We start from the raw sequence: 20,871 nt of genomic DNA on the forward strand, positions 1-20,871 counted from the left end.
GGCAAAGGTCGACGATTAAAAATCAGACCGATGATAAAATGCCATTCGAATGCGCTATAAACCGTAGGTGGAAAGCCGTTTGAGGGCTTCGATGAACCCCCGGCTGTTCGAAAGATGGCCCCGCCAGATTTCGGGCACCCACGTTCCCCGATAATCCTTGAAAAGAGGCATGACGGCATCGAAATCGATGTCGCCCTCACCAATCTGAACGCCCTCACCGTCAAGACCATAGCCGTCGGCAAAATGAATGTGACGGATATACGGATATACGGTTTTGATGAAATCGGTGAGGCGTTTGTTTTTAGCATTGCAATACAAGGCTGCGTGGGAAAGATCGAAACAGATGTTCATTCCCGTTTCATCACAAAACGATGCGATTTCCTCGGCGCTCATGAAATAATTGCCTTTCCAGGCACCGCCGAAATACCAGGGATAGGGGGGAAGATTTTCAAGAAGAATTTCAAAACCCCTTGCGTTCATTTCATTCACGGATTGTTTGAGCCGCCGTTTCAACACATCGCGTTTCAACTTGGTATTCAGGCTCATGGCGCCGGGATGGGCAATGATCTTGGGAGCCGCACCGTTGAAATAAGGGGCAAGACGCCCGGCTATCTCAACGGTTTTTGACACGATGCCAAGGGACTCCTTGCGGATCGACTCGTTTTCCGCGCAAAGGTCGAACAACCTGTGCCCCATGTACTCCGGCGCATGAACGACCAGCGACTGCTCATATTTTTTCGGCGGGAGATAAGCCCGGGTCAGGTCATTCTCCGTGAAATGAAATTCAATGACCTTAGGCCTGAAATCCACCATGGCTTCAAAATCGTCGTATCGGGCAATGAGTCCCCATTCTGATTTGAAATCATTGCATATCAGGTGCGTATCGCTCGCGTTGATATCCTCTTCTGAAAAAAAGGCGCCTTTGGGAATAGCGCGAACGGTCCGGGTCCCGACCAACTGATCGAGCTTGGATGGCGGCAGACCCTTCCCCGGCCCGATCACCGAAACCATGTCCCGGGTGATGATTTCGCCTTTGCCGATATCGCACCGGGCATGAAGGCTTTTTCCGAAAAGCTCACGATTGAGGACCTCTCCCCGGAGAAGAAACCTCTGTTCCTTACCCATGGCCTGGTCCGAAACACTGATATCCCTGACCATTCGCTTCAACTCGAACGGTTCCAGACTGATTTTGTGGTCGGGTCCGTCCATGGTTTTGTCGAGCGTGATGTGTTTTTCAATGATGCAGGCCCCCATCGACGCGGCGATCAGGGGAATGATGATCCCAATATCGTGCCCCGAATAGCCCACGGGAACACCGAAGGTTTTCAGGCGGTCAATCATCCTGAGGTTCACTTCCCTGGGCCAGACCGGATAAGAGCTCCGGCAATGAAGCAGCGCAAAGGGGGAGCCGGAGGCCTTGATCCTCCCGACGGTTTGTTGTATTTCGGGCCAGTAGGACATGCCCGTTGAAACGATCATGGGTTTTCCCAGCCCCGCGACATAATGAACGAGGTCGCAGTTATTGAGATCGGCCGAGGCGATTTTGAACGCCGCCACACCGATGCGGTGGAGGAATTCGGCGCTGGGGAGATCAAACGGGGTGCAGATGAAGGTCAAGCCCTGGGATTCGGCATAATCTTTCAGATCGGCCATTGTTTCTTCAGACAGTTCCACCTCTTTGAGAAGGGGTATCATGTACTGAAAATTCTGTTCGTATTTGTCCGTATTCTGAAGAACATCCGCGCTGTAAAGACTTTCAAGGCAGCGTTTCTGGAATTTAACGGCATGAACCCCTGCCTGTGCGGCCGCATCCACCAATGCCTTTGCGATATCAGGATTACCGTTATGGTTGATGCCGATTTCGGCGATGATATACGTCGGGTGGTCACTGCCGATCAGCCTGCCGTCTATGGAAATCGTCTGGGTCACGCGCCTGCCTGCAATCTGCGAATGGTGGTTTCCGAAAACCCTGCCGAGCCCTTTTTCACGGTCAATCCATGGACGCGGCGAAGTTTTTTCCTCCAGTCGTCGAGCAGGTCCCTAAGGGTCCGCTCAATGGGAATGGTCGGACGCCACCCGGTCGCCGCATGGAATTTGCCGTAGTCGCATCGCAATTCCGGGACGTCCGAGGGCCTCAGGCGTTCAGGGTCCTCCTCGATCCCGATATCCGTATTGCTCATGGACAGGTACATGTCAAGAATCTCATGGATGCCGTATGAAATCCCCGAACCGATGTTGTAGATCTCGCCGGGCACACCATGCCTTACGGCGAGATCGTAAGCCCGGACGATGTCGCGAATATCGGAAAAGTCTCGCCGGGCCGAAAGGTTCCCCACCTTGATCACGGGCGGCTTGAGCCCCAGTTCGATTTCAGCGATCTGTTTTGCGAAACTCGATGTCACGAACATATCGCTTCGTTTGGGACCGGTATGATTGAAGGATCGGGTCCGAATGATCTTGAGCCCGTAATTCTGAAAATATTGAAAACCAAGGGCGGATTGGGTGACCTTGCTCACGGCATAGGGACTCATGGGTCTCAGGGGGTTCAGTTCCGAGACGGGAAGTTCCGATTCATAAACAAGACCATATTCCTCGGAGCTTCCCGGCACCAGAAGGGTCGTATCATACAATTCCAAAAAACGGATGGATTCAAACAGATTCAACTCGGGCGTGATGTTGTTGACGATGGTATCCTGCGGGGAATTCCAGCTCTGCTGGACACTGCTCTGGGCGGCGAAGTGAAAAATCACATCCGGGCGCACAGTCTGAAGCAGACGGTTGACAGCATGGGGATCGCGAAGCTCACAGGAATGAAGCATGATTCTATCTTCAATCCCTGCAATGTTTTCATGGGAGCTCCGCCATCTCAACGTTCCGTGAACGCGGCAGTCTCCTCGATTCAAGAGGTATTCAGCCATATGACTGCCGGCCATTCCCGTTATTCCGGTAATCAGGATATCCATGACGTAACCTTTCACAGGGTGGATAGTTTTTTGATTTTGATCCGGTTGTCAACCAGGTTCATCACCTCGTTAAAAATCTCTTCCTGACGGCCAAAGGATGTAATGATCACCCCATCGGGCTTGATCCGCATGATTTCAGACGGATTCCGAATCGTCAATCCGTTGAATGGTTTCCCCTGCTTCTCCTTGGAGCTGTCGACGATGCCGATCACCACAAGATCCGTGGCCTTGATCGCCGCATGGACGATTTCCGCCGTTTCCGCCGCACCAAAAAGCACCACGGTTCGGATGCCTTCGTCGTAAAATCCGTTCAGGATGAGGCTGATCTCTTTTTTGACCGCTGAATAAAGCTGTACGATTTCAGCGGAATACCCCATCAGCAACCGGGATAGAACCGAACGCCCCTTGTCCGTGAGATAATAGTTCTGGGTTCGGTTTGTCGCCCCGGTCACGGTAATCAAATTGTCCTGTTTGAAGGATTTGATATAGTTGTTGACCATGGAACTGCTTAAATTGGTCTTTTCACCGATGTCGCTCTGACTGTTTTCCGACGATTCGTTGATGGCGAACAGCACGGAAAGACAGCGGTATTCTTTCGTCGGCAACAGATAGGTCGATTTGAAAGGCTCGATCATCATGCATCCTGTCAATCATTCGCCGCCGTGGCACGGCGGCGACAGCGGATTAACCAATAAAGGCCGAATACTATCAAGCAAAATAATGAATCGTGTCAGATGAGAGGTAAGCAGCCCCGAATAGTCCATTCAATGAGTGGACGGTTTCCAATACAATAAAGGGCCGGCACCGATAAATCAAGCTTTTTTTCAATCTTCAGACCGCAGGCAGGATAAGTTAGGGCTTCGGAATAAACTATTCTCCCCATCATGCATCTCTGAGGCCTTTTGGAGCTATTATTATTTACAGCGACCCTGATGCGGATGATCAGTGTTTGTCCCCCCTTGACATTTCCCGGGCAAGAACCGTTTCGTAGGCCATTTTCGCGGCATCGTGCAGCCCCATGCGTTGATAGACGTCTCCGATTTTTTTCAGGACAGTCATACTGTCCGGCATTGCGCTCAGGTATTTTTCATACATGCGAAGAGCCTTTTCACATTGATTTTCCCGGAGCCACACATCCCCCATCTGTTCCCGGAGAACAAGCGCCTGCCCGTTATCGGAAGCCGTCTGATCCAATATGGCCTCAGCCTCGTCCCGCCGGCCATGCTCGAACAGCCGTCGCGCATAACATAAAAAGAGCCCCGGATCATCGGCACGCTCATCCACGGCGTCTTCAAGATAAGCCATGACCCGTTCAGGGCCATGAATCCGCTCGATGACGTTCTCAGCGACAATGTGGTAATCATCGAGGGCGAATCGGGTTGCCCACCACTCTCCAAGGCGTTTTTCAGCGGAAGCAGACAGGCCTTTATCCAGATCATCCGCGATCTGTTCAATTTCCTGCCTCCACCCCGTTTGAACCGCATCCTTCATCCAGGCCCCCTCATCCAATGCGAGTACGCCGGGATCATGATTCACGGCCGCCCTCAAAAACGTCGTCCCCAAATCGGTCAGCCCTCCCGTTATGAAGCTTTTTCCGACCAGGGCAAAATAGGCGGCCAAAAACGGCAGGGCATCGAAGCGGCTAAACGCCCGAAAAAGATCGCTCTCCAGGTGGGCCTCTCTCACGGCCTTGAACCAGGCCGGGCCGTTGTTCGCCTTAACCATATCCGCCATAAGCGCCCGGGCCTTCTCGGCGTGCCTCTTCCTTGCGAGAAGCAGGGCGGCCATCAGTCCAAAGGCCTCGTCCGGGTAACGCCACGCCACATCACAGAGACGTTCCAAAGCCAGGTCGTCGTCCCCACGGTAGAGGGCAACGATTCCCAGCTGGTAGTCCACTGTTCCCTCGCGACCCCTCAGTCGAACGGTGTCCTTCTCCAGGGAAAGGGCCTTTTTCAGGATGAGTTCAGCGTCTTCATATCGGCCCAGGGCCAGCATGATGTGAGATTCGATATAGAACCAGTCAGGGATCAGGTCCCTCACGGCCTTCCATGTTTCAAGAAGAGATTGTGTTTCGTTTCGTTCGGCTGCGGACATTGTTTTTCGAATGATTCGTACGGGACGGTCCATGAAAAAATACCAGAATATCTCCTGCAGGAGCAGTCTCGCCTCGATATGGCTTCCGGCCAGAGACGCCAGCTGGCCAAGCCAGGACATGTCCATCGACACGCCGCCGGCGACAAACGCCTTTCTCAATGTGTTCCGGACAAGGGCGAGGGCCCCGGGTCGTTTTTCATCGTCGATCATGGTCGTCTTTACCAGATCGATCACCTGGGCCGGGGTGCCGTATTCACGAACCAGGTCCGAATACATCTTCTCAAGCGGATTATTGTGAAAGACCGATAGATCCTTTTCAGCAGAAAGTTCACGCAAGGCGTTTTCATGAAGTCCCCGGCTGATCAGAGACCTTGTCCGGTCGATCAGCATCGTTTTTTTCAATTCACGGGCGACAATGTGTCCGGGCTCAAGCTCAAGCACCCGGTCAAGCTGCGCAAGACGCCATGACGGCAGGCGTCGGTCATCTGTGAGCCAGTTGTCGACGGCCTCCTTTTTTATCGAGCTGACGAGAGGGCCAAGGGAAGGATTGATAGCCACGGCGTTCTGAAACAGAGATTCGGCCCGATTGATCTGTGCACGCATAAGGGCGATTGTGCCCCGACAGCAGTCATGTTCCGGCTTGAACGTCATACTTTCAAGCAGCGTTTCCGTAAGAACCAGATAAAACCGTTTGATGAGCGAAACAACAGGTTCCCACCCATCGTGTCCCGGGTCCTCAAACGCGATGATATCAGCCAGCAAAGCCCCTGCCTTCCCGACTTCTTCGGCAAGAATCGACAAAGCGTTTTTCCGAACCGTCTGGACGAAGCACTGTTGCTTCATTACCGCAGCGAAACGCTGGGCCGGCGCGGCGTCGTTTTCCATCACACGGATGTCAAGTTCCTTGTAACGGCTGTGGAATTCAGCCATGATGCTCTTCACAAACAGGACCACCGGTTCGTTTTCAAGGCCGGTGTTGATCGAATCCATGAGCCTGACCGAGCGACGAATGCCTTCAGGAAGGGATGCCGGATCAACAGGGCCTCCCCGCTTTTCCATATGCTCATCGACCCGCATCCGTTCCCTGTCATACTGATCGATCCTCTCCATGCACCGTTCAAGCTCATGGTGCAGGCGCCCGAGTTCCACCTGCAGCCGTCTGTAAGCCGAAACGTCGAAGCAGACGGCTTCGGGCCGGGCCCGATCAACACCAGAGTGCCCCAGACTGTTTAGGGTGATCTCCAAAGGCTGAATGATCGTCCCCTTGATTTTCGCCCCGCCCTCGGTGGCATCGATATAGGTCCGATCCGGAACGGTCCGGATCATCCGCCGGCAGATCTCCAGCATTCCCACAAAGCCGGGCAGCGTGGGCACCATGGCCCCGTCAACACCTTCGACCATCACGACGGACCGCTCCGGAAGCCGATCGTTTCCCCAGTGGAGGAGCGTTCCGTCGGCATGATCCCGGTTTCCCGAGAATGCCAGGTCAAGTCCGGTAAAGATGATGGGATCACACCCCGAAACCTGGGCCGCGGCAAGGGCCAGATGAATGACCGAATGAATGTCTTCGAGGTCGGCGCCCTCACGACCGAAAAGGCGACCAAACAAAGCCTGAAGAACGGCATCCGGGAATGTGTAATACATGGCCTTGAATCGGATGCCGTTGGGGATTTTCGGCGTGACGGTGGACAGATACACCAGATCGACATCCGCCAGTGCGTCGATGAACGGGGCCAGTTTTTCGAAGGTAAAGTCGTTGTTGTCCACCGAAACGACCATGTGGGGTGTGACGCCCCGGGCCATCAGCGGCGCCAGGGCCGAGTCGGCGGCGATGATAAGAGCCTTGTCGCCGACGGATGTCAGATGATGAACGTTTTTCGACAGCGACGGCCCCGCCGCCACCAGAATGGCCGGACATCCACCGAACCTGCCCCGAAGGTCACCTATGGGTCTGGATACAGCCATGGCCGGAAGGTTCCGAAAGCTGTTCTCAAGGAAATGCTTCCCGGAAACGGCCGTTGTGTGAAGTGAGGTTTGCCTCCTGCCGAGAAACCTTTCAAACATGGTTTTCCTGATTTTGTACCATTCCGGCGAGAGGCCGACCACCTTCTTGTCTTCCAAAAACACGGCCGGTTCAAGGGTCAGCATCCTATCCCGTTCCTCGTTAAGCATCACATAAGGATCGGCGGCGTCGCCGATGGCCAGCCGGACATGGGGGTGTGCCAGAACAGAGGAAAGGTCCTTGATGGTCATCGCCGCTCGAAAAACGGCGGGTGAGGCTTCGAAAAAAACGATGAGATTGGTTTTACCCGAAAGGTCCAACAGGGCGGGGGCATCGAGAAACAGCCCGGCACCCAGCACGCAGATGGTCTTGCCCCTGATGGCCCCCGCAGCGCTTGAAAGCGATGATCGCACCACAGCGGGATCACGTTCGGAATATAAAAGACGGGCACGCCCGGTTTCATCGGTCACGCGAATGTTCGGTGAACCCGGTCCGGTCAGAACAAGGTCCAGGGTCTCGGGCAACGATTCATCGAGAAGCGGGAGAATGTGCGGATGATGTTTCCGGAGCGCCTGAAGGTTAATGTCATAAACCGGCGCAAGGACAGGCTCCGTTTCGTCCTGAACCTTATGCCCGTCGATCCGGCGTCGCCACATCGCCCGGAAGGCTCCTTCAAGCTCCGCCGTAAACCCATTGGCGTCCAAGAGCGGCGAATCGATCATCCGTCCCCTCAGGGAGGATCGAAGCGCACCGAGACGTTCCGGATCACGGGCCAGCGCCACGGCTCTCTCGATATAATCCTCAGAAGAATCAGCGATCAGCTCCGTCAGGCCCACATGGGTGAGGATGCTTTGACCGACCCGTGACACATGGTGATCGCCGGCAAGGGCGATAACCGGGACGCCCATCCAAAGGGCCTCACAGGTGGTCGTGGTGCCGTTGTAGGGAAAGGTGTCCAGGGCGATGTCCACGCTGCCGTAGAGCAGAAAATGCTCTTTCAGGGTGACCCGGTATCCTTCGAACCAGATGCGTTCGGACGGGATGCCGTGGTCTTCGAACCCTTCAAGAACGGCCTTGCGGGTTTCGAAATCACCGAGAGACCGGGCCTTGAGCTTCAGCCTCGATCCGGGCACACGTTTGAGTATGGCGGCCCAGGTCGCGATGACCTTCGGGGCAATTTTCGAGTTGTTGTTGAATGACCCGAAGGTCACCCCCCCCGCATGGGCCATGGGAAGTCCGGACACCGGGTAGAACTCCCCGGCAGGACGGTAGCAGAGAAATCCCTGGGGCAGCCGGATCAGGGTTTCCGAATGGCGCTGATCGGCTTCGCCAACCGGGTCGGCGACGGCGTCGGTGAGCCGGTAATCCATGGCCGAAAGCCCGGTGGTGTCGGGATACCCCAGCCAGGTCACTTGAATCGGTGCGGGTCTGCGGGCACATACCAAAAGCCGGTTGTTCCGGGTATGACCGGCCAGATCCACCAGAATGTCGATCCGGTCCTTTCGGATCAGCTCCGCCGCGTCGGCATCGGACAGGGTTTTGATGTCCCGAAAGTGATCGGCCAGTTCACGGAACCGTTGGGTGTAATCGTCGGCCGCGGGGGTATTGGAATAGCAGAAAACCGTCACCTTGTTTCTGTCATGATGGGACAGCACCTCCTCGATGAAAAACGCCACCGAATGGGTGCAGAAATCCGGGGAAAGATATCCGATATTGAGTTTCCGGTCCGGATCGGGATCCGACGGTTCCACGGCACCGCCCCGCCCCCCCTGCTCTTCCACGCGGCGCGCCCAGCTCTGATGCTCACGCCAGATGTCCTGCGGGGTATAGGTGTCTGTAAAATGCAGGGTGTAGAGCAGGTTGGAATGGGCCTCAAAAAAATCCGGATTGATGGCCAGAGCTTTTTGGTAGGCAGCGACGGCGGCGGGAATCCTGCCCTGATCGCACAGGACCGTTCCAAGATTGTAGTAGGCCACCGAAAAACCGGTATTGAGCCTGACGGCGGTTTCAAAACAGCGGATTGCTCCCGTGAGGTCGATCTTGTCCTTGAGAAGCGTCCCCAGGTTGTTGTGGGCCTCGGGGTAATCAGGATCGATCTCAAGAGCTTTTCGGTACGCCGTCACAGCCTCGTCACGCTGTCCCTTTTTCAGGAGTACCGTCCCCAGGTTATTATAATAAGGTGCGGCTTTGGGATAAACACGGATGGCCCGGGTAATCAGGCTGAGTGCCGTATCGAACTGCTCCCGCTCAAGGGCGATGAGGCCCGCCAGATGAAGGGCGTCCGGATGATTCGGCTGTCTTCCCAGAATCATTCGGTACAACCGGTCGGCCTCGTCTGTCCGCCCGCGACGATGGAGATCGTAGGCCTTGTCGAACTCGTTTTCGATGGGCTCATGCCCCGGGTGTTTCTTGTTTTTTTTCTTTTTCGGCTTGGATTTTGTCCCCATGGTCCGCCTTATCGTTTATGGCTTTGGGTCATTGTTCGGAAAAGTGCCGGGGATGCCTACGATTTGATGGCCTGAAGAACAAACACAAAGGTCTTGTCCTTGATCTCACTGTACACCAGCTTGAAATGAGCCTTGTAAATATACCTGAAATCACTCATGCGTGTCTTTCCCACCTGGGCCTTGTATTCGTCCTGATCAAGATAAACGAAATTCTCGGCCTGGATCAGCCTCTTATGAGACGGATCACCCCATGCCCATTCCGAATGCCTGGCCGGACTCGATCCCAGAAAAAAACCCCGGTCCTTGAGTATTCGAAAGTATTCCGAAAATTCCGCGAAAAAAAATTCGTAATCCCCCTGATAAGCCAGGTGTTCCAGGACCTCATAGGCGTGAATCTCATTGAAGCTGTTATCGTCGAACGGAAGCGGGTGCCGTGTCAAATCCCAGACCACGTCGGGGTGATGTTCCGGATTATTGTCAAGACGAATCAGGTTCGAAAATTCCCTGCGTTCCCCGATAAACAAATCTTTTACCGTTCGGGAACCACACCCCATCAACAGTTCCGTATACTCATCCTTCAATTGCGCCCTCCCCTTCTATGACGATCGTATCGGGGGACCGACCCTCAACGAACCGGTTCCACATGACGGTGTACGCCTTCTCGATATTCTGTGCAAAACGGGCGGTATCGAACAGCGCGGACCGGGTCCTTTGGGTCCACACCTTCTGCCGCAGCCGATGAAGGGCCTCTCTGTTTCGGGCCAGCTCCACGGCAAGGGACACATAGGAGCCACGATCCGGAACGACCAGTTCGGGGAGCCCCGCAGCACGCAGGATCGATGCCGACACCCGTGACGCGAAATGGTTGCCGATCATGGAGATCACAGGCACACCGGCCCACAGGGAGTCACTGGTGGTGGTGTGCCCCGTATAGATCCGTGTATCCAGAGCAAGGTCGGCCAGCCGGATGCGTTTGAGATGGCGTTCCTTGCTCATGTGTTCCGCAAAGACAAGGCGATTGGACCGAACACCCCGCACTTCGGCCTCCCGGCAAAGGTTTTCGACCAGACAATCGCTGTCTTTCAACAACCAGAGAACACTTTCCGGCACCTGTTTCAGGATATCCATCCAGCAATCGAACATCACGGAGTCGATTTTGTAGGAGGTGTTGAACGAACAAAACACGCATCCCTGTTCGGGCAGCCCAAGATCCTTTCGCAAAAACAATTCATCGGAAACGGGTTGGCTCCGATTGGTCACCTGGTAACAATCCGGCATGAAAACAATGTGCTCGGAAAAATATGGCCTGTGCTCATCCGGAACGACCGTGGAGTCGGCGATCAGATAATCGAAAAAATCCGCCCCGGATGATCCCGGAAAACCCAGATAGACAACCTGGACCGGTGACGGCCTCATGGCGCAGACGCCCATCCGGTGTCCGGCGGTCTGTCCCCGGAGATCCACGAGAATATCCACGCCGTCCGTGTGGATGAGATCCGCAGCGGAACGATCGTCAAGCCCCCTGACATCCCGGAACAGATCGCATCCTTCCTCGGCTTTTTTTCTGAAATAGCTCCGGTCGTCCTGGCCGTATGAATAACAGATCACGCGAAAACGTTCGCGATTGTGGTATTCGAAAAGACCTGCGATCAGATGGCCTCCGGGGTGGTTCCTGAACGTGTTGGAAAAATACCCGATGGTGATTGTTTCCCTGGGATGTCGCAAATGGCTGTAGCTGCGTGCGAATGTCGAAACGCGCTTTTCAATGGCAGTGCTCCAGGCCCGAGCCACACGGAAGGCCCGCTCGGGGTCGTCACTCAGGCTCAGGGAATGATGGGCTGTTTCATCGACATCAGAGCCTGTCTCCAGAGCCTTCTGCGTCAAGGCCATAACCTGATCGATACGGATTCGCGCCTTGTCCCAGTCGCACACCCTCTGCAGAACATAGGCAAGCTGATCACAGGCTGCACCATAGTCAGGGTTTCGCTCAAGGGCTTTTTCATAATAGGATATCGCCGTCTGGTAATCCCCGGACTCCCGCGCCGTTTCACCCAGATAATAGTACGCATGGGGCAGGTTCGGATTCAGTTCCAGTGCACGATGATATTGCTCGGCGGCTTTTTCCGCATCGCCCATTTTTTTGTAAAGCGTTCCCTTGTTCAAGAATACATTGGGGTTTTCGAGGTGGAGGTCAATGGCTTTGTCATAGCATTCCAGCGCATTGTCCAGATCGTTCAACTCCATGTACAACAGGCCCAGGTTGGAATAGGCCTCGGCATAGCCCGGACAATACTCAATGGCCTTCAGATAGCAGAATTCGGCATCGACAAACAGATTCATCGCCCTGAAAATATTCCCGGAATTGTTGAATGCGCCGGGATGCTCCGGATTGATTGACAGGCAACGGTTATAGTATTTGGAGGCTTCTTCAAAATCACCCTTTTCATGATGAACCAGGCCCTTTAACAAAAACAAATCCGCATTTTCGGGGTCGATCGCCATGGCTTCGTCGATCACCGTTTCCGCGGTTTCGAAATCGCCCCGGCCCAGGCAGACATTGACGAGATGCTTATGAATATCGATGCATGCGGGGTGACGTTCCTTTGCCCGGTTTCCATGATAAAAGGCCTCATCGGGTTTTCCCGTTCGCCACAGGGCGATGGACAGGTTCAGCCGGGCCTCCGCACACTCGGGTTCGATGGAAAGAGCCCGTTCAAAATACGATAGGGCTTCCCGGGCCCGACCCTCGCTGAGCAGCACCTGACCCATGTTGTTCATCGTGAGATAAAACCGGGGATCAAGGCTCAGGGCTTTTTCGAAGTATGAGACGGCCCGGGCGCAATCCCCCCTGTCACGACAAAGCAGTCCCAGATTGTTATAAGGATGGGGATCGGCGGGATTGATCTCGATCTCCTTTAAAAAGCATGACTCGGCATGATCGTAGTCCTTCAAGCCCTGAAGGGCCAGTCCGAGCGTGTTCTGCACGCCCCTGGCCGAAGGCGAAAGAGACAGGACCTTACGGAAACAGGCTGCCGCCTCTTTGTAATTCCGGTTTTCCAGGTGAATCTGTCCCAGAAGGTTATGGCAATCAGGGCTGTCGTCCCCGACGGAAATGGCCGCACGGCATCGCTCGGCAGCTTTCCCGGGGTTTCCCGACTGATAGAGGGCAAGGGCCCAGAGGTACAGGTAGTCACTTTGATTCGGAGCGTTTGCGGCAAGACGTTCATAGGCGGCAACGGCGTCGTCGTACCGTCCCTGCCGGTGCAGGGCGAGGGCTTGGTCAAGGTCGCGCCGTTTCTGTCCTCCGACTGTTTTTCCTTCGTGAGATTTCTTCTTTTTCATCACTGTGTATAAAACGACCGACCGGTTCGTGTCGGCAACGGAAAAAAGCGGCATGACCGATTCGGCCCGCCCCTCGTCAAGACGGTTTTTTACCGCATGCCGCATGGATAAAAAAAATGAAACCCGGAATAAAATATTCTCAAGCCCGAGGGATGGCCGTCCGAAAAGATAACCGGTTATAACAGGATAACGGGTTCTTTGCCAGTATTGATTTATTTTCAACTATTTTCTCAAGGAATATGGAAACGATCCGATATGTAAATCAAGAACGAAAACAATAAGCCCATAAAGGAGGTGATGGTTTAACAAAGACAGGTAATTGAACTCCCAAACAATTTGATTGATGCTTTAAAAAACAGCAAGGATGCTGTAATTTTTACAACCAAGGAGGTACTTCATGGCCATTTCCGTTAACACCAACGTCGCTTCCCTCACCGCCCAGCGCAACCTGATGGGCACCAGCACCAAAATGAACACCGCACTCCAGAGACTGTCTTCGGGCTACCGAATCAACTCGGCGAAAGACGATGCCGCCGGTCTTGCCATCACCGACCGTATGACGTCCCAGATCCGCGGTCTGACCCAGGCCGCCCGGAACGCCAACGACGGTATTTCACTGGCCCAGACCGCAGAAGGCGCGCTCCAGGAAACCACCAACCTGCTCCAGCGCATGAGGGAACTGGCCGTTCAGTCGGCCAACGACACCAACAGCGACTCCGACCGTCAGTCCATCCAGGATGAAATCACCAACCTGAAGGCTGAAATCAACCGGATCGCCGAAACCACGTCATTCAACAACAGAAAACTTCTGGACGGCTCCTTCGGCAGCGCCAAGTTCCATGTCGGTTCCGAATCCGACCAGACCATCACCGTAACCACCGGTAACGCTTCCGGTACCAACCTGGGGTCGAACCGCGTGACCCTGAGATCCGAATTTGATGTCGCCACCGACGCCGCCACCTCCGTGACCGGGTACACCGGCACCAACATGGTGGTCAACGGTTCCGTGGGCAGCTCAACCGTGACTGTGGCCACCGGCGCCAGCGCCAAAGACGTGGCCAATGCCGTCAACGGCGCCACGGTGGACACGGGTGTAACCGCCAGCGCCTATACCAAGGCTGAAATAACGGTTTCAGCGACCGGCAACTACACCTTCAGCCTGGGAACCACCAGCGGCACCGCCACCATCTCTGCCAGCGTGACCGACACCAGCGACCTGTCGGACATGGTTGATGCCATCAACGATCAATCCGCAACCACGGGCGTTGTGGCAACCCTCAACGATTCCGGCGACACCGTTATCCTTGAAGATGCCGACGGCGATACCATTGCGATGACAAGGACCGACTCGGAAGCGGGGAACTTCAACGTTCGTTCAATGAACCAGGACGGCACCGCCGGTATTGACGGCGGCGTGACGGCCGTCACAGGGACAAGCACGGCGGCAACCGTTCATGCGGAATTCAAGGGCTACACCATGATGGAATCCGACAAGGCGTTCTCCATCGGAAGCACGGCCGGAACCATCGGTGCAACGTCAACGGATTTCCAGAGCGACGCGGTGACCTCAGACCTTGAGGCGGTCAGCGACATCGACCTGAAAACCCAGACCGGTGCCAACGACGCCCTGTCCGTCATCGACAAGGCCATTGCCAAGATCGACAGCATCCGAGGCAAGCTGGGTGCCGTACAGAACCGGTTCGAGTCCACCATCACCAACCTGACCAACGTTGCAGAAAACATCTCCGCATCACGGTCACGGATCCTTGACGCGGACTTCGCCAAGGAAACCGCTGAACTGACCAAGTATCAGATTATCCAGCAGGCAGGCCTGTCCATGCTGTCTCAGGCAAACCAGCTGCCTCAGGCGGCCCTGTCACTGCTCCAGTAGTCTGAAAAACCCGACTGACCTTCCGGGGGGCTCCGGGCCCCCCGGAAGTGTCGGTCACTCTTCGTAACGGAGGTGGACCATGGGTATTGCATCCAGTGTCGGATTGATATCCGGGCTTGAAACAGAATCGATCATCACGGCCATCATGAATGTCGAGAGGGCCCCGATCACCCAGCTTCAGCAGAAGCAGGCCGTGTTCCAGGCAAAAATCTCGTCATACGGCATGGTGAAAAGCGCCCTGTCCGGCATGAGCAGTTCCATATCCGCCCTGACCAAAACCGATACCTTCGAAGCCGGTCATACGTCGGCCTCAAGCAACAAGGATCTTCTCGGCGTCTCCATATCCGATTCGGATGCGGTTTCCGCCGGAACTTATAAAATCAAGGTCAATCAACTGGCCACTGCGGCCCAGATGACCAGCCGTTCTTTTACCGAAAACGACAGCACCGTGGGTGCCGGAACCCTTCATTTCCAGGTGGGGGACGGGGAAAAACAGTCCGTTTCGATCGATCCTTCCGCGACCTCTCTGTCCGAAATCGCCGGCGCCATCAATGATGCGGGTTTAGGTGTTTCCGCATCGGTCATCCGGGTGGCCGACAACGATTACCGCCTGGCGCTGACCGCCAACGACACAGGCAGGGACATCAGTTACACCTTCCAGGAAGAAGGGTTCACCTTCGAAACCACCACCCAGGCGGGAAGCACCACCGGCGAAACCATACAAAGCCAGAGTTTTTCAAGCGATTCCAACGCGCTTAACCTGACCGGCACCCTTTCCGTCAACGGAACCGACATCGCCCTCACCGGAACGGAAACCCTGAATGATATCCAGGCCTCCGTGGACGCCCTGGCCGATGTGACGGCCCGGGTCATCTTCGATGCCGAGTCCGGCACCTACAGCCTGGAGATCGAAAACGATACGGCCGAAGGCCGTGTGGATCTGACCTATTCCGACGCCGATGGCGGCACCGGACTGTCAAACCTGATGGATCCTGCGTCCTCCGTGGCGGCTAAAAAAGCACTGGTCACCATCAACAATATCGATGTGGAACGGGACAGCAACACCATCGACGATCTGGTCGAGGGCCTGACTCTTTCCCTTAACGATGAGGATCCCGCGGAAACCCTGACTGTTTCCGTAAGCGAAAACTACAATAACGCGAAAGGCCAGATCGAAAGCTTCGTCAAGGCATTCAACAGTGCCTTCGACACGCTTGACACCCTCCAGAGTTATAACAGTGACTCCGGAGCTGCGGGTGAACTTCTTGGTGACAGCACGACCAACATTTTAAGATCGGGTATGCGACGCATGATCTTCGCCTCGGTCAGCGGAGTCTCAAGCGACCTGAACGCTCTGAGCCGTCTGGGCATCGAAGTCGAAGAAACGGGAAAACTCAGCTTCGACAGCAGTGTTTTTACAGCGGCCATGAAAGAAAGCGCCGATGACGTGACAACCTTTTTCACCCGAAATGAAAGCGGCTCCAAGGGATTCGCGGTCCAGTTCGATGCTTTCCTTGATGGCTATCTGGACAGCACCGACGGTATTCTTGCTGCAAAAATCGACGGGTACACGAACTCATCGTCCAAAATCGATGACAACATCACGGCCATCGAAAACCGGCTGACCACCCGGGAAAATACCCTGAGGAGCCAGTACGCCGCCCTGGAACAGGTGATATCCACGTATTCAAGTACGGCGTCGTATCTGACAAGTCAGCTTTCGGTCATCTCGAACATGACCAGCAATTTTTATTCGAAATAGCCCCTATCATCGGGCTTGACGATACTGTTACAACACACAGACAGGAACTGGAGTCAATCATGGTACAGACAGGTCATCATGCATACAGACAAAACGCAAGCGTAACGGTGATGAGTCAGGAACAGTTGCTCTTCAAACTCTACGATGGTGCCGTCAACTTCACACGCCTGGCCAAACGGGGCATGGAAGAAAAAAACCCCAGGGTCAAAGGTGAGAACATTTCAAAGGTCATCGCCATTGTCAGCGAACTCGACTGCGCCCTGGACCGTCAGGTCGGCGGGGATATCGCGGCCAACCTTTCCTCTCTGTATCAGCATATCATCTTCAGGCTGGTCGATGCCAATCTGAAAAACGACCTGCCCGGTCTCGATGAGGTGGAAAGCATTCTCGTCAAGCTCAAGGAAGGTTTTTTCGAAGCGGCAAAAATCAACCGGACCGAACAGCTTGAAGCCCGGTGCGCCCAACCGACTGGCGTCGAACACAAGGGAGGAATGTGCCTTGCGATCTGATGAGACCATCATGCTTTATGAAAAAATGGCGACCATCGCCGATGACATGGCCCGTGCCCTGTCGGCCAATGATTTTGAAAAAATCGCAGGCCTGTTATCGGCACACACGGAGGTGTTAAAAACCCTCACGGCCTCAGGCATCTCTCCCGGGGTCGAGATGAAATCGGCCATTGAAGAAGCGGATCATAAGGTCCGATCGGTGATTACGACGATTCAGGGAATGCAGCTCGACATCAAACATCAGTTGTCGACCATGAACAACAAACGGCGGATTCATTCAGCCTACAACGTGTAAACACGGACAAGGAGGTCCGTATGGTACAGCCCATTGCAAACACAACCATTCCGAGACAGGCCTACGGAGCGGGCGCAAACAGAAATGCCAAGGCGACACCGGCCGGTCCAAAGCCCCTGCCGGATGATATCGTGACCCTGTCGATGGAGAAAGGGACATCCGCGGCCTACACGAAAAGGTCCGCTGCGGCCTATTCCTCCGACCCCGAATTCGACAGCCTGAAACGCATCGTTCAATCCCTGCTCGAACGTCAGGGCGTCACCTTTTCCGAGGCCATGGACGGCCGTGAGGTGGCCGTTGACGAGGAAGCCCGCCGGGAGGCCCTTGACCTGATTTCCGAAAACGGGTATTGGGGCGTGGAACAGACGTCCGAGAGGATTTTTCAATTTGCCGTGAACAGTGCGGGCGGTGATGTGTCCCGGCTTGAAGAGATCCGGGGCGCGATTGAAAAAGGCTTTCAGATGGCGCTGGACGCGTTTGGAGGCGAACTGCCCGACATTTCGTACCAGACCCACCAGGCCGTGATGGACAAGCTCGATGCCTGGGCCGAAAAAGCCGGCTCATCTGAAGCTTGATGGGTACAGAACAGATGCGATAAAACCCGAAACAGAGGGGTAAAACATATGATAAACCAGGTCAGCTCTGCCGTGATGCAGAATACGGAAGTCAAAAATGCGACGGTGGTTCCGTTCCGGGGGCCCTCATCGGACGGTGAGGAAAACGTTCAGGGTCGAAAAACGACCGAAAAAGCCATCGAAGACCAGAAACAGGCCGAGGCCCTGAAAAAAGCCCGGGAAAAGACGCCGCTCGAAGAAAAAAAGGAAAAGGATCAGGAAGTCAGCCAGCAGATGCTGGACGAGCTCTCCATGGATTTTGAAATCCTGCACAGCGTGGGGTTGAGTTTCTCCAAGCATGAGGAAACCGGTCGCACCTTCGTCAAAGTGATCAACAAGGACACCGATGAACTGATTCGCGAAATCCCTGCGGAAAAGGTTCTGGATATGGCGGCCAAGCTGGATGAGATGATCGGCATTCTGTTCGACGCCAAGGTTTGATCACACGTCGAACCTGATTTTTGCATGTGTAAATCGCCCTCCCCGACCGGGCACACCTGATTGTCGCCCGCTCCCTCTTTCTGTTTCATTTCTGGGAATCTGAATTTTTTTCATTAAAAATCAAATATTTACTTGAATACTGACGGTCATTGACCATCATCTGAACGCCCTGATTTTTTTTGACGTTGATCAGAAGGGGGCCCATCAGATTGGCTGTCATCTTTCGCGGGTCGGGATCCGCGGCGTTGATGATCACATACAGGTACAGGTCATCGACGGAGTCGTCCTCCCAGGCCATCTCCTTGAGATAGGGATCGATATCCACGGCATAATCACCCTTGAACAGAAAGGGATCCATGATGATGAACGAAAGTTCTTCCAGATCCACGCACTGAAACGAATGAAAGGGTCGGATATCATCATGATCCAGAATGATGAACCGTTTTGCATTCGAAAAGCCCGGAATGCCGCCAGGCATGGTGATGATTTTTGCTTCATCGATCTGAACCTTTCCAAACTGTCTGGTCAAAAGTTCCACAATGCCTACTCCTTCATCCCTTTGTTCTTCATCATATCCGCAGCCCTGAAGAGACCCGAAATACCGCCCTGGGCCGATTCGATGTTCTCTTCCCTGACACGTTCATAGACCTCCTCCCGGAGGATGGTGACGTCCGCAGGCGCGTCTATGCCCAATCGGACAAACCCCTTGCTGATCTCCATCACATGAAGCGTGATCTGATCACCGATTTTGATTACTTCGCCAACTTTTCGCGATAATATCAGCATTAATTGTTCACCATTTGAATAGTCGATCCATTGTGGTGGGTGATGGGCACGCGTTGCTTTGCCCATCCTACAAACCGCCGTCACCCGTAGGATGGGCAAAGCGCAGCGTGCCCATCAATCCACGAAATCACAAATAATCCATAAGACTCATGTTGATGATTTTGGCCGTGGCGCTCATGGCGGCGTTGTATGCGAATTCTTTCTGATCGAGTTTGGTAATTTCCGTGATCATATCCGCATCTTCGAGTCTCATCTTAGTGGTTTCATAGCTGATGTTCAAGTCGGAAATAATATTGTCGCGCACATCCAGGCGGTTTCCCCGGATACCGATCTGGGAAACGACCGAACCGATGTAGTCGAAATCGGCGGAAAGCCTGGAGATGGAGCGGTTGATGCCGTCTGCGTTGCCGGATTCCAGAAAGCCCTGAAGCTCGATGAGAGTTCGAAAAATACCCCATTCCACCCCCTCGTCACTTTCATGGGTCAGGCCGTCTGCAGGACCGGTCAGATCGGCGGAGGCATCGAATCCCATATCCATGCCGATACTCGACGCCGCGTTACTTCCCGTATCCCACATCAATTGCAGGTTATCCAAGACAGGACCTCCTGTTTGCGAAATGGTGTATTTTCGGGAACCGTCGTTATAATTCACCGAATAGACCACATCATTTCCGCCGTCGGCAGGATCGGTGATATCGAAGGTCACCACATCACCGTCGTTTGCAGGCGTGCCCAGACGCACCGTCACATCGGCAGTCTGATCGCCGGTAAAGTCCAGATCGATCAAATCGGAATCGCTGGTCAGTGTCAGGCTGTTCAGATTGGGATAGCCCGCGTTGTTGGCCACCGTCCAGGTGCCCGTCGCCGCTGAATAGGTCAGTTGAACAGCCGCAGCGGCCACGGTCAGGGCATCGTAATTGTCGACCGAAAAAATCGCATCATCCCGGGAGACGTTCACTATTTCAGCCTGGCCCACGGCCGCTGAACGGGTTGTCATCACCGTCTGCAAGGTGACGGCAAGTTCACTGGGGCTGTATCGGCCCACCGGGATTTCAGCCGTCAGTTCGGCGCCGTAGGTCCCTGCTGTTTCTTCCCGAAAATCGATTTTGTTGTTGGTGGTGTCGATGACCAAATACGGCGTCTGAAACACGTCGTTTCCACAATAGCCGACCTCGATATTCGAAAGCTCGGCCATTTTGACGCTGAACATGTCCGATCCGCCCTGGTACACCATGCGGGTGGGATTGTCCGGATCATCCGGCATAAATGACCTGATGTTTGTTTTCGTTCCGGAAAAGATATATTGTCCGTTGACCTGGGTATTGGCCAGATTGAGAATATGCTCCCGAATGCCCTCGATGGTGTCGGCGCCGGAAACATAATCTTCCGCGCTGATGATGCCGTTGAGCATCCCGATGGACGTGACCTTGGCTTCGGTGATCAGACTGGTGACGTTCGACAACGCCGTTTCACCACCCTCCAGCCACTGACGGCCCGTGGCGATATTGGCGCTGTACTGGGTCACGCTGGCGATGGAGGATTTGAGATTGAGGATGGGCGCAACAGCCACCGGATCATCGGACAGGGTGTTGACCTTTTTGCCGGTAGCCACCCGGGTGTTGGTTTCCAGAAGATCGTATTTCACCCGGTTGAGCCTGCTGGTGGATACGTTGTAAAGGGTATTTGAAGCGACTCTCATAGGTATTCCTCCGTTTCACACAGGAC

15 protein-coding genes are annotated in these 20,871 nt (G+C 54.4%); 6 read left to right on the forward strand and 9 right to left on the reverse strand.

All coding sequences use genetic code 11. The annotated features are described in order from the left end of the window. Nucleotides 1-54: 54 nt before the first annotated feature. The 6 genes from ACYQ11_RS02670 to ACYQ11_RS02695 all read right to left on the reverse strand — a co-directional run bounded on the left by ACYQ11_RS02670 (nt 55) and on the right by ACYQ11_RS02695 (nt 12,902). Nucleotides 55-1,929: an N-acetylneuraminate synthase family protein gene (locus ACYQ11_RS02670; protein ID WP_459922190.1), complete on the reverse strand. Its 1,875-nt coding sequence runs from the start codon at nt 1,927-1,929 to the stop codon at nt 55-57. Then, nucleotides 1,926-2,963 (reverse strand): GDP-mannose 4,6-dehydratase, encoded by a 1,038-nt coding sequence (locus ACYQ11_RS02675; RefSeq protein WP_459922191.1) that lies wholly within the window; start codon nt 2,961-2,963, stop codon nt 1,926-1,928. The genes ACYQ11_RS02670 and ACYQ11_RS02675 overlap by 4 nt, the downstream gene beginning before the upstream one ends. Before the next feature lie 11 nt (nt 2,964-2,974). Continuing rightward, complete coding sequence (locus ACYQ11_RS02680; RefSeq protein WP_459922192.1) at nt 2,975-3,601, reverse strand: winged helix-turn-helix domain-containing protein; 627 nt, start codon at nt 3,599-3,601, stop codon at nt 2,975-2,977. Nucleotides 3,602-3,905: 304 nt separating this feature from the next. Further along, nucleotides 3,906-9,506 (reverse strand): O-linked N-acetylglucosamine transferase family protein, encoded by a 5,601-nt coding sequence (locus ACYQ11_RS02685; protein ID WP_459922193.1) that lies wholly within the window; start codon nt 9,504-9,506, stop codon nt 3,906-3,908. A gap of 56 nt (nt 9,507-9,562) precedes the next feature. After that, the gene (locus ACYQ11_RS02690; protein ID WP_459922194.1) at nt 9,563-10,060 is read right to left on the reverse strand and encodes a class I SAM-dependent methyltransferase; all 498 of its coding nucleotides are present in this window, start codon (nt 10,058-10,060) and stop codon (nt 9,563-9,565) included. A 16-nt stretch (nt 10,061-10,076) separates the two neighbouring features. Next, on the reverse strand, nt 10,077-12,902 hold the full coding sequence (locus ACYQ11_RS02695) for a tetratricopeptide repeat protein (RefSeq protein WP_459922195.1): 2,826 nt from the start codon (nt 12,900-12,902) through the stop codon (nt 10,077-10,079). 343 nt (nt 12,903-13,245) lie between these two features. On the opposite strand from ACYQ11_RS02695, the gene ACYQ11_RS02700 reads away from it, so the two are divergent. The 6 genes from ACYQ11_RS02700 to ACYQ11_RS02725 all read left to right on the forward strand — a co-directional run bounded on the left by ACYQ11_RS02700 (nt 13,246) and on the right by ACYQ11_RS02725 (nt 18,360). Further along, nucleotides 13,246-14,739, forward strand: coding sequence for a flagellin N-terminal helical domain-containing protein (locus tag ACYQ11_RS02700; RefSeq protein ID WP_459922196.1), 1,494 nt, complete (start codon nt 13,246-13,248; stop codon nt 14,737-14,739). A 79-nt stretch (nt 14,740-14,818) separates the two neighbouring features. Further along, nucleotides 14,819-16,501, forward strand: a complete 1,683-nt coding sequence (gene fliD / locus ACYQ11_RS02705) for a flagellar filament capping protein FliD (RefSeq protein WP_459922197.1) — start codon at nt 14,819-14,821, stop codon at nt 16,499-16,501. Nucleotides 16,502-16,560: 59 nt separating this feature from the next. Continuing rightward, on the forward strand, nt 16,561-17,010 hold the full coding sequence (fliS, locus tag ACYQ11_RS02710) for a flagellar export chaperone FliS (RefSeq protein WP_459922198.1): 450 nt from the start codon (nt 16,561-16,563) through the stop codon (nt 17,008-17,010). A 10-nt stretch (nt 17,011-17,020) separates the two neighbouring features. Beyond that, entirely contained in the window at nt 17,021-17,305 is a 285-nt protein-coding gene (locus ACYQ11_RS02715) for a hypothetical protein (protein ID WP_459922199.1), read from the forward strand. Nucleotides 17,306-17,325: 20 nt separating this feature from the next. Next, the gene (locus ACYQ11_RS02720; protein WP_459922200.1) at nt 17,326-17,880 is read left to right on the forward strand and encodes a hypothetical protein; all 555 of its coding nucleotides are present in this window, start codon (nt 17,326-17,328) and stop codon (nt 17,878-17,880) included. Nucleotides 17,881-17,928: 48 nt separating this feature from the next. Then, the gene (locus tag ACYQ11_RS02725; RefSeq protein ID WP_459922201.1) at nt 17,929-18,360 is read left to right on the forward strand and encodes a flagellar protein FlaG; all 432 of its coding nucleotides are present in this window, start codon (nt 17,929-17,931) and stop codon (nt 18,358-18,360) included. Between the two features lie 85 nt (nt 18,361-18,445). Here ACYQ11_RS02725 and fliW read toward each other — a convergent pair whose 3' ends face one another. From fliW to flgL, 3 genes are all read right to left on the reverse strand, one after another. Beyond that, entirely contained in the window at nt 18,446-18,898 is a 453-nt protein-coding gene (gene fliW, locus ACYQ11_RS02730; protein WP_459922202.1) for a flagellar assembly protein FliW, read from the reverse strand. 5 nt (nt 18,899-18,903) lie between these two features. Beyond that, entirely contained in the window at nt 18,904-19,146 is a 243-nt protein-coding gene (gene csrA / locus ACYQ11_RS02735; protein WP_459922203.1) for a carbon storage regulator CsrA, read from the reverse strand. Nucleotides 19,147-19,273: 127 nt separating this feature from the next. Next, nucleotides 19,274-20,845: a flagellar hook-associated protein FlgL gene (flgL, locus tag ACYQ11_RS02740; RefSeq protein WP_459922204.1), complete on the reverse strand. Its 1,572-nt coding sequence runs from the start codon at nt 20,843-20,845 to the stop codon at nt 19,274-19,276. Nucleotides 20,846-20,871 lie beyond the last annotated feature (26 nt).

This window comes from Desulfatiferula olefinivorans (assembly GCF_054657895.1).